This window comes from Streptomyces spongiae (assembly GCF_009377185.1).
GTDB classification, from domain to species: Bacteria; Actinomycetota; Actinomycetes; order Streptomycetales; family Streptomycetaceae; genus Streptomyces; species Streptomyces spongiae.
Genome location: NZ_VJZC01000233.1, coordinates 1 through 14,165, shown reverse-complemented (window position 1 = coordinate 14,165; position 14,165 = coordinate 1). Strand labels below are relative to the sequence as shown.

General features: G+C 72.5%; 11 protein-coding genes. 6 read left to right on the top strand and 5 right to left on the bottom strand.

Annotated elements, in window-relative coordinates; all coding sequences use genetic code 11:
• Both FNH08_RS27095 and FNH08_RS27090 read left to right on the top strand, forming a co-directional pair.
• The coding region (locus FNH08_RS27095; RefSeq protein ID WP_152774148.1) for a type I polyketide synthase at positions 1-2,575 on the top strand (2,575 nt) is incomplete at its 5' end.
• Positions 2,572-4,083, top strand: a complete 1,512-nt coding sequence (locus tag FNH08_RS27090) for a tryptophan 7-halogenase (RefSeq protein WP_322725477.1) — start codon at positions 2,572-2,574, stop codon at positions 4,081-4,083. The genes FNH08_RS27095 and FNH08_RS27090, both read left to right, overlap by 4 nt.
• A 61-nt stretch (positions 4,084-4,144) precedes the next feature.
• Here the strand turns inward: FNH08_RS27090 and FNH08_RS27085 are convergent, their stop codons facing one another.
• Positions 4,145-4,663, bottom strand: a complete 519-nt coding sequence (locus FNH08_RS27085) for a MarR family winged helix-turn-helix transcriptional regulator (protein WP_152774146.1) — start codon at positions 4,661-4,663, stop codon at positions 4,145-4,147.
• Between the two features lie 291 nt (positions 4,664-4,954).
• On the opposite strand from FNH08_RS27085, the gene FNH08_RS27080 reads away from it, so the two are divergent.
• On the top strand, positions 4,955-6,163 hold the full coding sequence (locus FNH08_RS27080; RefSeq protein WP_152774145.1) for a sensor histidine kinase: 1,209 nt from the start codon (positions 4,955-4,957) through the stop codon (positions 6,161-6,163).
• Between the two features lie 98 nt (positions 6,164-6,261).
• Complete coding sequence (locus tag FNH08_RS27075) at positions 6,262-7,743, top strand: MFS transporter (RefSeq protein ID WP_152774144.1); 1,482 nt, start codon at positions 6,262-6,264, stop codon at positions 7,741-7,743.
• A gap of 176 nt (positions 7,744-7,919) precedes the next feature.
• On the opposite strand, the gene FNH08_RS27070 is transcribed toward FNH08_RS27075, so the two are convergent.
• Positions 7,920-9,020 (bottom strand): Lrp/AsnC family transcriptional regulator, encoded by a 1,101-nt coding sequence (locus FNH08_RS27070; RefSeq protein WP_152774143.1) that lies wholly within the window; start codon positions 9,018-9,020, stop codon positions 7,920-7,922.
• Between the two features lie 154 nt (positions 9,021-9,174).
• Here FNH08_RS27070 and FNH08_RS27065 point away from each other — a divergent pair, with 154 nt between their 5' ends.
• Both FNH08_RS27065 and FNH08_RS27060 read left to right on the top strand, forming a co-directional pair.
• Positions 9,175-10,476 (top strand): metal-dependent hydrolase family protein, encoded by a 1,302-nt coding sequence (locus tag FNH08_RS27065; protein ID WP_152774142.1) that lies wholly within the window; start codon positions 9,175-9,177, stop codon positions 10,474-10,476.
• Entirely contained in the window at positions 10,476-12,056 is a 1,581-nt protein-coding gene (locus FNH08_RS27060; RefSeq protein WP_194238628.1) for an AbgT family transporter, read from the top strand. The genes FNH08_RS27065 and FNH08_RS27060 overlap by 1 nt, the downstream gene beginning before the upstream one ends.
• Before the next feature lie 5 nt (positions 12,057-12,061).
• Here the strand turns inward: FNH08_RS27060 and FNH08_RS27055 are convergent, their stop codons facing one another.
• From FNH08_RS27055 to FNH08_RS52315, 3 genes are all read right to left on the bottom strand, one after another.
• Positions 12,062-12,862: an alpha/beta fold hydrolase gene (locus FNH08_RS27055; protein WP_322725475.1), complete on the bottom strand. Its 801-nt coding sequence runs from the start codon at positions 12,860-12,862 to the stop codon at positions 12,062-12,064.
• 15 nt (positions 12,863-12,877) lie between these two features.
• Complete coding sequence (locus tag FNH08_RS27050; RefSeq protein WP_152774141.1) at positions 12,878-13,924, bottom strand: LLM class flavin-dependent oxidoreductase; 1,047 nt, start codon at positions 13,922-13,924, stop codon at positions 12,878-12,880.
• Positions 13,921-14,165, bottom strand: a 245-nt coding sequence (locus tag FNH08_RS52315) for a hypothetical protein (protein ID WP_228034378.1), incomplete at its 5' end; no start/stop codon positions are given. The genes FNH08_RS52315 and FNH08_RS27050, both read right to left, overlap by 4 nt.

The following is a 14,165-nucleotide window of genomic DNA, read 5'->3' as shown; positions in this document are numbered from 1 at the left end:
CGCCGACTCATCCGCCCCCGAGCCGGACGCCGTGGTCGTCACGGCCGTCGGCCCGGCGACGGACCCCGATCCGATGTCCGCCGTACACCGGCTGACCGGCCGGGTACTCCGGACGCTGCAGGACTGGCAGGACGATCCCCGGACGGCCGGCTCCCGCATGGCGGTGGTGACCCGGGACGCCACCGCACCGCAGCCGGACCTGGCCGGAGCCGCGGTGTGGGGGCTGGTGCGTACGGCCCAGTCGGAACTGCCCGGACGCGTCGTCCTCGTCGACGTGGACGGGCGGCCCGAGTCCCTGCGGCTGCTGCCCTCGGCGGTGGCCACGGCGGTTGCCACCGGCGAGTCCCAACTGTCCGTCCGGGCCGGGCGGATGACAGTGCCACGGCTCGTCGGCACCGGTACGGCGGGATCCCCGGGCGGCACCTTCGGCCCGGACGGCACCGTGCTGATCACGGGCGGCACCGGCGCGCTGGGGACCGCACTCGCCCGTCACCTCGTCACCTCGCACGGCGTACGGCACTTGGTGCTCACCGGGCGGCGCGGCCCTCAGGCACCCGGTGCCGGGGAACTGCGCGCCGCGTTGGAGAGCTTGGGTGCCGAGGTCCGGATCGTCGCCTGTGACACGGCCGACCGGGCCGCGACGGCCGAGGTGATCAAGAGCTGTGAGCCCGCGCTGTCGGCCGTGGTGCACGCCGCCGGGGTGCTGGACGACGGCGTGCTGGCCGCGCTGACTCGCGAGCGGATGGCGGCGGTACTGCGGCCGAAGGCGGACGCGGCCTGGCACCTGCACGAACTGACCCGGGACCTGGACCTGACGGCGTTCGTCCTGTTCTCCTCGGCGTCGGGCCTGCTCGGCCGTGCGGGCCAGGGCAACTACGCGGCGGCGAACTCCTTCCTGGACGCCCTCGCCCACCACCGCACCGCCCTGGGACTGCCCGCGGTCTCCCTGGCGTGGGGGCCGTGGGAGCTCGGCGGCGGCATGGCCGCACCTCTCGCGGAGAGTGACCGGAACCCGGCCCGACGGTCCGGTGAGGTGCTCAGGGCGATCTCCCCGGATCAGGGCCTCGCGCTGTTCGACGCGGCGCTGGGCGAGGGCGCGCCCGTGCTGGCGCCGATGCCGCTGGACCGGGACGCGCTCCGGTCCGCCGCGGGAACGCCCGAGGGCGGGTCCCTGCCGCCGCTCCTGCGAGGTCTCCTGCGCCCGCGCCGGCCGGGCGCCGAGGCCAAGTCCGGGGAATCCGGCGCCGAGCAGCCGCTGGAACCCGGAGCGTGGCGGAAACAGCTGGCCGGGCTGCCCGAGCCCCAACGGGAGGCCGCGCTCGCGGAGTTGATGCGCGCCGACGTGGCCACGGTGCTCGGGTACTCCGGTGCCGACGCGCTGCCCGACGGCAGGAACTTCGAACAGCTGGGCTTCGACTCCCTGACGGCGGTGCAGGTCCGCAACCGGCTGAGCATGGCGCTGCGGCTCAGGCTGTCCGCCGCCGTGATCTTCGAGCACCCGACGGCGGAGGGGCTGGCCCGGCACGTACTCGGTCTGCTCGACGACCTGCCGCGGACGGCGCCCGCCGAGGAGCGCGGGACGGCGGAGGACCGGTCCGTGCAGCCCGACGCGCCGAATGGCCGGTCCGCACAGCTCGACACGACGGACGGCCGGTCGGCACAGCCCGACGCGCCGGACGACCGCCCCCCGCAGACCCTGTCCTCCCTGTACCGGCGGGTCTGCGAGGCCGGGCAGGTGGTCGCCGCGATGCACCTGCTGGTCACCGCCTCCTGGGCGCTGCCGACGTTCGGCGCGGAGGCCGGCCGGGAGCACGCCCTCCCGCCTCTGCGGCGCGCCACCGGTGCCGATGACGGCCCGGTGCTCGTCCTCCTCTCCGGGTACCACCCGCCCTTCGCGGCCCCGGGCGGGGAGTTCGCCCGTTTCCACGGCTGCTTCGAGGGCGACCTGGACGTCCTCGAACTCCCCCACCCCGGCATCGGCGAGGGCTCTGCCGTACCGGCGGACCCACAGACGCTGGCCCGCACCCACGCCGAGACCGTGTTGCGGCACGTCGGCGACCGGCCTTTCGTCGTCGTGGGCGTGTCCACCGGCGGGACGGCCGCCCACGCCGTGACCCGGCGGCTCGAAGGCATGGGGGCCGCTCCCACCGGGCTGGTGCTGCTCGACACGTACCTCGTCGACGGCGGCAACAGCGACAAGGACTGGCTGACGTCCCTGCCGGCCGTCATCGCGCCGCGCCTGGGCGGGAACCAGTTCTCCGGGGACGAGGACACCGGCGTGGCGGCTCTGGGCGCGTACACCCGTATGTTCCTCGGCTGGAAGCCCGAACCCGTCGTCACGCCCACCCTGCTGGTGCGGGCCGCACAGCCCACGCCCGCGATGGTGGCGAGCGCGGACCCGGACGGGTGGCAGACGTCGTGGCCACTGCCGCACACGAGTGTCGACGTGCCCGGTGACCACTTCTCGTTCCTACAGGAACACGCCCGGACAACGGCGGCGGCGGTCCGTGCCTGGATCGACGTCCTCGGCCGCGCGGACGCCCCGTCGGCACCGACCACGGAAGGAGACCAGTGACTGCCTCGAATCCCACAGGGGCGGAGACGGCCCGTGAGACGTTCGACGTGATCGTCGTGGGCGGCGGCCCGGCCGGGTCGACCGTCGCCTCGGCCGTCGCCCTGCGCGGCCACCGCGTCCTCCTCCTGGAGCAACAGACGTTCCCCCGCTACCAGATCGGGGAGTCGCTGCTCCCGTCCACCGTGCACGGGGTGTGCCGCATCCTGGGCGCCGAGGACGAGATGACGCGGGCCGGCTTCAAGGTGAAGCGCGGCGGGACCTTCCGCTGGGGACGGAACCGGGATCCGTGGCAGTTCTCCTTCGCGTTGTCGCCCCGGCTGTCGGACCCCACCTCGTTCGCGTACCAGGTCGAGAGGTCCCGGTTCGACGCGATCCTCCTGGGCAACGCGCGCCGGCTCGGGGTGGACGTACGGGAGGGCTGCCGCGTCACGGGCGTACTCGCCGACGAGGAGCGGGTCCGGGGTGTGAGCTGGATGGGCCCCGGCGGCGAGGAACGCGAGGCCCGGGCCCGGTACGTCGTGGACGCCTCCGGCAACTCCAGCAGGATCCACACGCACGTCGGCGGGAAGCGCACGTACTCCGACTTCTTCCGGAACATCGCGGTGTTCGGCTACTTCGCGGGCGGCGGGCGCCTCCCGGAGCCGAACGACGGCAACATCTTCTGTGCCGCCTTCGACGAGGGCTGGATCTGGTACATCCCGCTCCGGGACGACCTGACGAGCGTGGGCGCGGTGGTGAGCCGTGAGAACGCGGCGGCGGTCCAGGGGGACCCGGTGGCCGCCTGGCGCCGGCTGATCGACTCGTGCGCCGAGGTCCGGGACCTCCTCGACGGTGTCCCGCAGGCCACCGAGGCGCCGTACGACCAGGTCAGGGTCCGCAAGGACTGGTCGTACTGGAAGTCGCGGCTGTGGCGGCCGGGGATGGCGCTGGCCGGTGACGCCGCGTGCTTCGTCGACCCGGTGCTGTCCTCCGGCGTCCATCTCTCCACGTACGGTGCCCTGCTCGCGGCACGGTCCATCAACAGTTCTCTCGCCGGAGACCTGGACGAGGAGCGCTGCTTCGAGGAGTTCGAGGCCCGCTACCGGCACGAGTACGGCCTGTTCTACGAGTTCCTGGTCTCCTTCTACGACATGCACCAGGACGAGCGGTCGTACTTCTGGAAGGCCCGCAAGGTCGCCGGCGTGGCCGCGACGGAGCTGGAGGCGTTCGTGGAGCTGGTGGGCGGCCTGGCGTCCGGCGACCGCTCACTCGCCGGGCCCGGGGAGGCCGGCGCACGTCTGACCGCCGCCTCCTCGGACCTCGACGAGGCCGTGGGCCGTCTCCCGGACTCCGACGGCCTGCGCAACCCGCTCTACGAGTCCCCCACCTTCCGTCAGACGTTCCACGAGGGGTCGGTGCTGCAGGAGCGAGGGGTCTTCGGCGGCCCGCTGGAGGACGAGACCCCGCTGCGCCCCGGTGGCCTGGTGCCCTCGGAGGACGGTCTCGCGTGGCTGGCTCCCGGCCACTGATCCGCGGTTCGGTCCGGGGAGCCCGACTCGTGGGCGTCGGGGACCCTGAGGACCACGGTCGTCAGCCGGGTGACCACGGACGGGCGCCGTCCTCGGCCTGCGCGTCCTCCTCCGCGTAGGCGACGAAGTCGCCCACCAGCCGTTCGAAGAGCTCGGCGAGCCGGCGCAGGTCCTCGTCGGGCCAGTCCGCGAGGGCCATCAGCATGCCCTGGCGGCTGGCCTCCCGGATACGGTCGGCCGTGGCGAGTCCGGCTTCGGTGAGCTGGATCTGCTGGGCCCGCCGGTCGTCCGGGTCCGCGACGCGGATCACGTAGCCGGCCTGCTCCAACTGCCGTAGCTGCCGGGTGACATGGGACGCCTCCACGGACAGCCGGACGGCCAGCACTCCGGGCCGCGACGGCTCGCTCTCGGCGAGGTGGCGCAGGATCGCCACGGCGGCCCGGTCGAGCGTCAGTCCCGCCGCGGCCATCAGACGCTCGTGCTGCCGGGCCCGGCTCGCCAGATACGTGACGCGCGTGAGAACCCGCTCGATCTCGACCACAGGCTCGTGGACGGATGCTGCGGGTGGCGGTGTGGACATGATCCCCACGGTAAACCTGCTTGCCTGACTTAAGCAATACAGAAAGATTGCTTGACTTAAGTAACTCGAACATGCTTGCCTAACTCAAGTAAGAAGCTCGTGGCCACGGCGGCACCCGCCGCGTCCCCGGCCGCGAGCCGCTGACCGGGGCCCCTTGAGCGGAGGGCGCCCCGGTGCGCCACACCCGTGGGGACGGGGAACGGCGCACCGTCGCCGGGCCCGGCGGCACGGATTCCCCCCTCCATCACCGGGCCCGGCGACACCCCCGACACCGACAGGAACCTCACCCCCATGATCAACAGACTGCGAGAGCAGCTACGAGACCATCCCCGTATCGTCGACGCGACCGTCGCCGCCGCTCTCTTCGCCTGCTCCTTCCCGGGCAGCGTGATCACTCTCCCCGGCCACGACCTCGGAGTTCCCTGGTGGCCCGGCGTACTGCTGTCGGGCGGCTGCTGCGTCGCCCTGCTGTGGCGCGGCCGGTACCCCCGCACGACGGTGGCGCTGACCACCGCCGGCGCCGTGGCCCTGGCCGCCCTCGGCTACATCCTCACCGTCCTGCTGCTGGGGCCGCTCATGGTGGCTCTCGCCTCCTTGGCCGCCCGCACCAACCGGAGAACCGCGAACACGTTCGCCGCCACCGGCATCACCCTGCTCGTGGGTACGGCACTCCTCGTCGGACCCGCCGAGGAACCGCTGGTCCTCAAGCTGATCGGACCCGTCGCGTGGCTACTGCTGCCCACCTCGCTGGGCACCGCGGCCCGGCTGCGCACCGCCTACCTGGAGGCCGTACGGGCCCGCGCCGAGCATGCGGAGCGGACCCGGGAGGAGGAGGCGCGGCACCGGGTCACCGAGGAGCGCATGCGGATCGCCCGCGACCTGCACGACGTCGTCGCCCACCATCTGGTCCTGGCCACCCTCCAGGCCACGACGGTCGCCCGCCTCATGCGCTCCCGCCCCGACGACGCCGAGAGGATCGTCACCGAGCTCGCCGGCACCACCTCCTCGGCCCTGCGCGAACTCAGGTCCACGGTCGGGCTGTTGCGCCACGCGGGCGACGCGGAACACCCCCTGGGGCCCGTTCCCGGGCTCGCCGGGCTCTCCGACCTGGCCGCCTCGTTCCACAGCGCCGGACTGGCCGTGACCGTGACCACCCGCGGCGAACCCCGACCGCTCTCCGCGGGCGCGGATCTCACGGCGTACCGCATCGTGCAGGAGGCGCTCACCAACGTCACCAAGCACGCCTCCGCCGACTCGGCGGAGGTGCGGCTCGCCTACTCCCCCGACCGACTGAGCATCACGATCCGCAACGGAGGCACGGCGAGACCTCCCTCCTCCCCTCCCCCGAACGGTGGCTACGGGCTCATCGGCATGCGTGAGCGCGCCCAGTCCGCAGGCGGGCGCCTGCGGGTGGGCCACCGCCCGGAGGGCGGTTTCGAAGTCGTCACCGAGCTTCCGCTGCCGCCCGCGGACATCTCACCCGAGATTGAACTTGCTTAAGTCAATCAATCCTGATTATCCTTGCGTAAGTCAAGCACACATTCTGTTTGCTCCCCCTCCATACCTTGCTCACCTTTTTGCTCCCACGGAGGCTCGTCATGTCCGATGCCCTTGCCCGACCCGCCGAGGCGGGGAACTCGGCTCCGCCGCGGTCGAACGCCGTCGTGGCGGTGCTGGCCTTCGCCGGGATCGTCGTCTCGCTGATGCAGACCCTGGTCATCCCGATCGTTCCCGAGCTCCCCCGGCTCCTCGACGCCTCGGCGTCCAACACCGCGTGGGCGGTCACCGCCACCCTGCTGGCCGCCGCCGTGGCCACGCCGGTCGTCGGCCGCCTCGGCGACATGTTCGGCAAGCGCCGCATGCTCCAGGTCAGCATCGCCCTGCTGGTGTCCGGCTCGGTCGTCTGCGCCCTGGCCGACTCCCTCACACCGATGATCATCGGCCGTACGCTGCAGGGCCTGGCCGCCGCCGTCGTCCCGCTCGGCATCAGCATCATGCGCGACGTGCTCCCGGCCGAGCGGCTGGCCGGCTCAACCGCCCTGATGAGCGCCTCCCTCGGTGTCGGCGGCGCGCTGGGCCTGCCCTCCGCCGCGTTCATCGCCGACAACTTCGACTGGCACATCCTGTTCTGGACCTCCGCCGTCCTCGGTGCCGTCGCCTTCGTGCTGGTCCTGCTGCTCGTGCCCGAGTCCGAGGTCCGCACCGGCGGACGCTTCGACCTGGTCGGGTCCCTCGGTCTGTCGGCCGGCCTGGTGTCCCTGCTGCTGGCGGTCTCCAAGGGCGCCGACTGGGGCTGGACCAGCGGCGCCACACTGGGCCTGGGCACCGCCGCCGTGGTGATCCTGGCCGCCTGGGGCCGGTACGAGCTCCGCACCGGCCAGCCGCTGGTCGACCTGCGCACCACCGCGCGCCGGCAGGTGCTGTTCACCAACCTCGCCTCGGTCGCCCTCGGCTTCTCGATGTTCGCGATGTCCCTGGTGTTGCCGCAGCTTCTCCAACTGCCCGAGCAGACCGGCTACGGCCTGGGCAGGTCCATGCTCACCGTCGGCCTGGTGCTGGCCCCGCAGGGCCTGGTCATGATGGCCATGTCCGCCGTGTCCGCGGGCGTCACCAAGGCCAGGGGCCCCAAGGTCACCCTGATGATCGGCGCGCTGATCGTGGCCGCCGGTTACGCCCTGAACATCGTCCTGATGTCCGAGGTCTGGCACCTGATCCTGGTGTCCTGTGTCATCGGGGCCGGGGTCGGCTTCACCTACGGGGCGCTGCCCGCGCTGATCATGGGCGCCGTCGACCCTGCCCAGACGGGCGCCGCCAACAGCCTCAACACCCTGATGCGCTCCCTGGGCACCTCCTTCGCCAGCGCCATCGCCGGTGTCGTCCTCGCCCAGATGACCACCGACTTCGGCGGCCACGCCCTGCCCTCCGAGAACGGCTTCAAGGTGGTCATGGCGATCGGGGCCGGGGCGGCGCTGCTGGCCTTCGGACTCGCCACGTTCTTGCCGCGGCACCGGGCCGCTGTTGCGACGGCCGCGGCCCCGGGGGCGGCTGAGCCGGTGGAGGTGTCGGGAGCGAAGTCGTAGCGTTCTCAGGCCCGTTGGCGAGACCCGCACAGCATCGGCGTGCGGGTCTCGCGTGTTCCCCAGGGGCGGGATGTCCCGTCTGCCATGTTCCGCTGTCGGGGTAGCTGCGGGTTCGTCGTGGCTGGTCGCGCAGTTCCCCGCGCCCCTTTCGGGGGCGCCCCAGGCCCTCCTCTGCATCAGGTGCCCGGTGCGACCGCGGCTCGCGGGCCTTGCGGATGGCGCAGGGGCACCACCCCCACACACCGGCCGTCGTGGTCGAGCAGGCGGCCCATGTGTTTGACGGTGCGCAGGACCACCGAGCGGTCGTCGACGACGAGGCGCGGCAGCTTGCGTGACAGGTGGGCCTCGAAGGCGTGCACGTCGCGCAGGTCGCGCAGCCAGACGTCGATGACCAGGTTGTGCGGACCGGCCGTGATCGCGCACGAGCGGACCTCGCGCACGCCCGACAGCACCCGGCTGGTCTCCTCCACGTACTGGCCGGGTACGGAGGCGAAGTACACGGCGGACAGCGGCCAGCCCGACAGCGGGCGGGCCAGGTCGCAGCGCAGGACGAGCCGGGACGCGAGCATGGACTGCAGTCTGCGGCGCACCGTGGTCAGGCTCGCGCCGGTCGCCGCCGACAGGTCGCGCAGCGACATGCGCCCGTCCCTGCTCAGCAGTTCCAGCAGGTGCCCGTCCAGGGTGTCCCAGCGTGACTCGGACACGGGGACGGGCTCGTACGTCGGGGGCACCGCCGCCTCGACGCGTGCGCTCTGGGCGTCGTCCAGGCTGCGCAGCCGCCATCGGCTGCCCTCGGTCGGGACGCCGGTCGACACGTGGGTGCGTGTGGCCCGTACCCCGGGCGTCCGCTGGAACAGCAGCGTGGTGAGGTGGGCCAGCTCATCCAGGCTGCGTGCCTGTACGGCGGCCACCAGGTCCCGGCCGCCCGCCGTCAGCTTGATGTTCGCCACCGACGGGTCGGCCGCGAGGGCCCTGGCCACGTCCTCGGCGACGCCCGGTTCGGTGTCCACCTCGACCACACCGGTCACCACGATCCGAGTGTTGGACAGCCGGGGGTAGGCCGTCACCCAGGCCAGGCCCGCCTCCTCCAGCCGGTGCCAACGCCGGGCCGCCGTCACCGGGTTGACCCCGAGGATCTCGCCCACGAGGGTCCACGGGGCTCGGGGATGGATCTGCAGGGCGTGGACGACACCCCGGTCGAGTTCGTCGAGATCCCCGGCGGCTTCGTCGGTGACTGCCGCCGTGACCTGCGCGGCGGCACATTCCTGCACTCCCATGGGCGGCGCTTCTCTGCGCGCGCGGAGGGAATCCGGCGAGAAAGCTGCATCGTCACACCAGGTTTTCTTCCGCATTCCACACTCCCTTCGCCTGTTGCCGACAACGGGTTTTCCGACAACGGTTTTCCGACACCGGAGGAGTGACCGCGCCCCCATGACCCCCTTGACGACGCATGCCACGCCGCAGGAGGCCCCCCGGACGGCCCTGCGGGTACAGAGCGCCCGGCTCATCGACGGAACCGGCGCCGCCCCCGTCGACGACGCCGTCGTCACCATCGATGCCCAGGGCACCATCACCTACGCCGGTCCCGCCGCCACGGCGCCCGCGGCGGCCGACGACGCGGACGGCACGCGTGTCGTCGACGCCGGTGGCCGCACCGTACTGCCCGGCTTCTTCGACTGCCACGTCCATCTCGCCTACGCGCAGGGCTCGCCGCCCAGCCGCCGCGCGGAACTCGACCCGGTCCTGGTCACCCTGGACACGGCCGCGCGGCTGCGGCAGACCCTGGACGCGGGCATCACCAGCGCACGTGACCTGGGCGGTCTGTCCGCGGGCTTCCGTACGGCCGTCGAGAGCGGCAGGATCGTGGGCCCGAGGCTGCACACCGCCGTGCGGATCATCAGCCACACCGGCGGCCACGCGGACGTGCGCCTGCCCGACGGCACCGATCTGAGCTCCGGCATGTCGGAGATCGCCGACTCCACCGACGCGGCCCGGCTGGCCGTGCGCCGCGTGCTGCGCGACGGCGCCGACCTGGTGAAGGTCTGCGCCACGGGTGGCATGGGCAGCCCGTACGACGATCCCGACGACGAGGGTCTGCTGGAGGAGGAGATCCGCGCCGTCGTGGACGAGGCCCGCCGCCACGGCGGCAGGCCGGTCGCCGCCCACGCCCAGGGCAACGCGGGCATCCTCAACGCCCTCCGTGCCGGCGTCACCAGCATCGAGCACGGCTACGGCCTCGACGAGCGGGCCCTGGACATGGCGGGTGAGCAGGGCGTCTTCGTCGTGCCGACGCTGTCCACCGTCTACGCGGGCATCAACAAGGACACGATGCCGGACTTCCACTACCAGAAGAAGACCCGCTGGTCCGGCGTCACCAAGGAGAACATCGGCCGGGCCATCGAGTACGGTGCCCGGATCGCGCTCGGCACCGACGCAGCCGTCGGCCCGCACGGCGTGAACCTGATGGAACTCAGCTATCTGGTGGACCTCGGCATGGACCCCATGGCCGCCATCGTCGCCGGCACCCGCACCTCCGCCGAACTCCTCGGCGTCGCCGACCGGCTGGGCACCGTCGCCGCCGGCCGCACCGGGGACCTGGTCGTCTGCGACGGCGATCCGCTCACGGACATCGGCGTCCTCGGCGATCCCGCGAACATCGTGTGCGTCGTCCAGGACGGCGTCGTCCGCAAGGACCTTCTGCTCCCAGCGGCACCGACCGGAAGGCAGCCCTGATGTCCTCACTGACCGACCTCCCCACGCCCGACAGCAAGTCTCCCGAGCCGGGCAGGCCGAGCGGCCTCGACCGTGTGCTCACGCTGATCGAGCGGGCCGGCAACGCGCTGCCCAACCCGATCATCCTGTTCACCGGGCTGTTCGTGATCCTGGCCGTCGTCTCCACCGCGCTCGCGCTGGCCGACGTGAGGGTCACGGTCCCCGGCACCGACGAGACGAAGGCCGTCACCGGACTGTTCACCGGCGAGGGGGTGCGCTGGCTGACGGAGAACCTGGTCACCAACTTCGCCACGTTCCCGCCCATCGCCGCCGTACTGCTCATGATCATGGCGGTGGGGGTCGCGGAGAAGGCGGGCCTGCTGGAGACCGTCATGCGGGCCACCCTGGCCCGTGCGCCGCGCGCGGTGCTGCCGTACCTGGTGGCGCTGGTCGCCTGCCAGGCGCACATGATCAGCGACGTGGCCGCGATCGTGCTCCCGCCGCTCGCCGCCCTGGTCTTCAAGAGCGCCGGACGGCACCCCGTGGCCGGGCTGATCGGCGGGTTCGCGTGTGTCGGCGCGGGCTACGCGGCCGGGTTCACCATCGGGTCGCTGGACGCCCTGTACATCGGCATCACGCAACAGGCGGCCTCGGTGCTGCCGGCGGCCGACGGCCTCGACCTGCACCTGCTCGTCAACTACTACTTCACCGCGTCCAGCAGTCTCGTCCTGGGTCTGCTCGGCGGCTTCCTCATCAGCCGCGTCCTCGAACCCCGCCTGGGCACCTACGACGCCTCCACGGCAGCCGAGGACGAGCCCGAGGAGCAGGACCTCACCCTCAGCCCCGTCCAGCGCCGGGGACTGCTGCTCACGGCCCTCGTCGTCGTCCTCTACACGGGTGCGGTGCTGTCCCTGTGGCTGCCCGAAGGGGCCCCGCTGAGGGGCGAGGGCGGGGCGCTCGTGCCGTCGCCCCTGCTCACCGGGATCGTGCCAGTGCTGTTCGGCGCGTTCCTGCTGGCGGGGCTGACCTACGGGTTCACGGTCAAGGCGCTCTCGGGATCGGAGAGTGTCGTCACGGCGATGTCCGACTCCGTGAAGAACATGGCCGGCTACATCGTCCTGATGTTCGTCGCCGCGCAGGTCATCGCCCTGTTCAACTGGTCCAACGTCGGCATCCTGCTCGCGGTGAAGGCCGCCGCGGGACTGGACTCCATCGGCCTGACCGGCTTCTGGGCGCTCGTCGCGTTCGTGCTCCTGGCGGCTTGCCTCAACCTGTTCATCGTGTCCGGGTCCGCCCTGTGGTCGCTGGTCGGACCCGTGTTCGTCCCGGCGTTCATGCTGCTCGGGATGAGCCCGGCCCTCAGCCAGGCCGCCTTCCGCATCGGTGACTCGGCCACCGGCATCATCACGCCGATGAACCCGTACGTCTTCCTGCTCCTGGCGCTGCTGCGCCGCTACGAGCCGGAGGCGCGGCTGGGCACGCTCATCGCCCGGCTGTCGATCTTCACGGTGCCGTTCCTTCTCGTGTGGCTGGCGATCCTGGGGATCTTCTACGGGTTCGACCTGCCGCTCGGGCCCGGTGCGCACATCGGCCTCAAGTGACCGCGTTACGCGGACGCCGTCCACGCCAGGACGACCTTGGCGAACTCCCCGGGCAACTGCTCGGGGAGTGGCACGTGGCCGCCCGGGAGGACGCGGGTCTCGCAGCCGAGGGCCGCGGCGAACCTCTCCAGGGCGGGCAGGGAGTAGTGGTCGCCGGGAGCGCAGACGGCGAGGGTGCGGGCGGTGATGTCGGGCAGCCGCCGGTCCATCTCGTACCGGCGCACGGCCACGTGGCCCTCCTCCACGCGGTCCAGGACGGTGAGCGCGTCGATCATGAACCGGTTGAGCGCGGCCTCCTCTCCCTCGGCGTAGAAGCCGCGGCGCCGGTTCCACAGCTCCAGCAGGTGCGTGCCGTCGGGCCTGGGGTCGACGTGGTCGACCTGTTTGCGCTCGCCCGCCGTGCGCCGCTTCTCCTCGTCGACGAAGGGGGTGGCGGAGAGCAGGAGGCTCGCGACGCGGTCCTGGAGGCGGGCCGCGAGTTCCACCGCGATCACCCCGCCGGTGTGGTGGCCTACGAGATGGAAGCGGTCCAGGCCCAGTGCGTCGACCAGGTCCTCGGCCGCGTCGGCGAAACGCTCTATGGAGTGCGGCCCCTCGGGCTTGGCCGAGGCTCCGAAGCCGAGGGTGTCCATGGCGATGGCGCGGTGCTCGGCGCCTACCAGGGGCAGTACGTCGACGTACTCGGTCCATGAGCGGGGGGTCTGATGAAGCAGCAGGACGGGCTCACCCCCGGGCTGCCCGGCTGCGGCACCGGACTCGACGTAGTGCAACTGGCCGAATCCGCTGGACACATAGCCTTTTCGCACGGGCTTCTCCCTCGGTCAGGTGAGTTGGGTCAGCACCGAGGCGCCGACGGCCTCGATCAGGTCGGTAGGAGGGTCGTAGGAGCCGACGTGCTGGAGGAACACACCGGTGACTCCGGTGGTGTGCAGGCCGCGGAGGCGTTCGGTGATCTGCTCCGCGGTGCCGAACAGGCAGAACTCCTCGGCGAACCGCAGGGCCGCCTCGTCGCTGATCCAGGCCGAGCAGATCTCGACGGCGGCGTCCCAGTCCTCGGCGTGCACGAGGTCCGGGTAGACCCCGTCGACCGTGGCGGGCACGTCGACGTCGATCCCGGCGAGGGCGAGGAAGGGTGCCCCGCCGTTCTGCGCGATCGACGCACAGATGGGCTTGATCAGGCGGGCCTCGGACGTGACGTCGTCGGTCACCGCGCAGAACGCGGAGACGGTGAGCGGGACACGGCCGGCGTCCCGGCCCGCCGCCTCCGCGCCCTCGCGTACGCGGGCGGTCGCCCCCTCCAGGGTCCTCGGGGAGACCCCGCTGAGGAGGATCACGCCGTCGGCGACCTCGCCGGCGAGCCGCAGGTTCCTCGGCCCGCTCGCTGCCAGGTGCAGCGGTACCTCGGGGCGGGGGTCACGCAGCCGCGAGCGCGCCTTGCCTCCGGCGCCCTCGAAGTCCCAGTCACGGCCGTCGAGGAGGGCGCGCAGCATGCCGAGCCCCTCGCGCATCGCCGCCGAGGTGGTCTGCCGCAGTCCGATCGGTCCTACGGAGCTGTTGCCGACGCCGAGGCCGAGGGTGAAGCGGCCGGGGGCGAGTTCGGCGACACTGCGGGCGGCCGAGGCGACGACGGCGGGGTGCCGGGTCGCGAGGTTGGTGACCGCCGTGCCCAGGCCGATCCGCTCGGTGCCGAGGGCGGCGGCGGTGAGGGTGGTGAACACGTCCCGCCACAGCAGCTGGGAGTCGGGGAACCAGACGTCGTCGAAGCCGAGTCGCTCCGCTCGCCGCACCGTCTCGACCACGCGGTCCGCCCGGTCGCAGGGCGGCACGCGGACACCGATCCGGAGCGGAGCCGTCGATGGTGCGCTCATGCCCGCTCCTCTCGCGCCGGAGCGCCGCCGGGGGCCGTCGCGGCGGCGAGGGTCGTCATGGAGTCCGGTCGGCCGGTGCCCGGTCGCGCCGGGTCGGCACCGAGGGCCGGGTCTGTCCTGCCGCCGGCGCTCCGGCAGCCGATGTCCGGCCCGCACTCCCCATCGGTCCGCCGGTCGGTGTGCGGGACGGGCCGGGAAGCGTGCCGGACGGCTGGGGCGGCGTGCGGGACGGGCCGGGCAG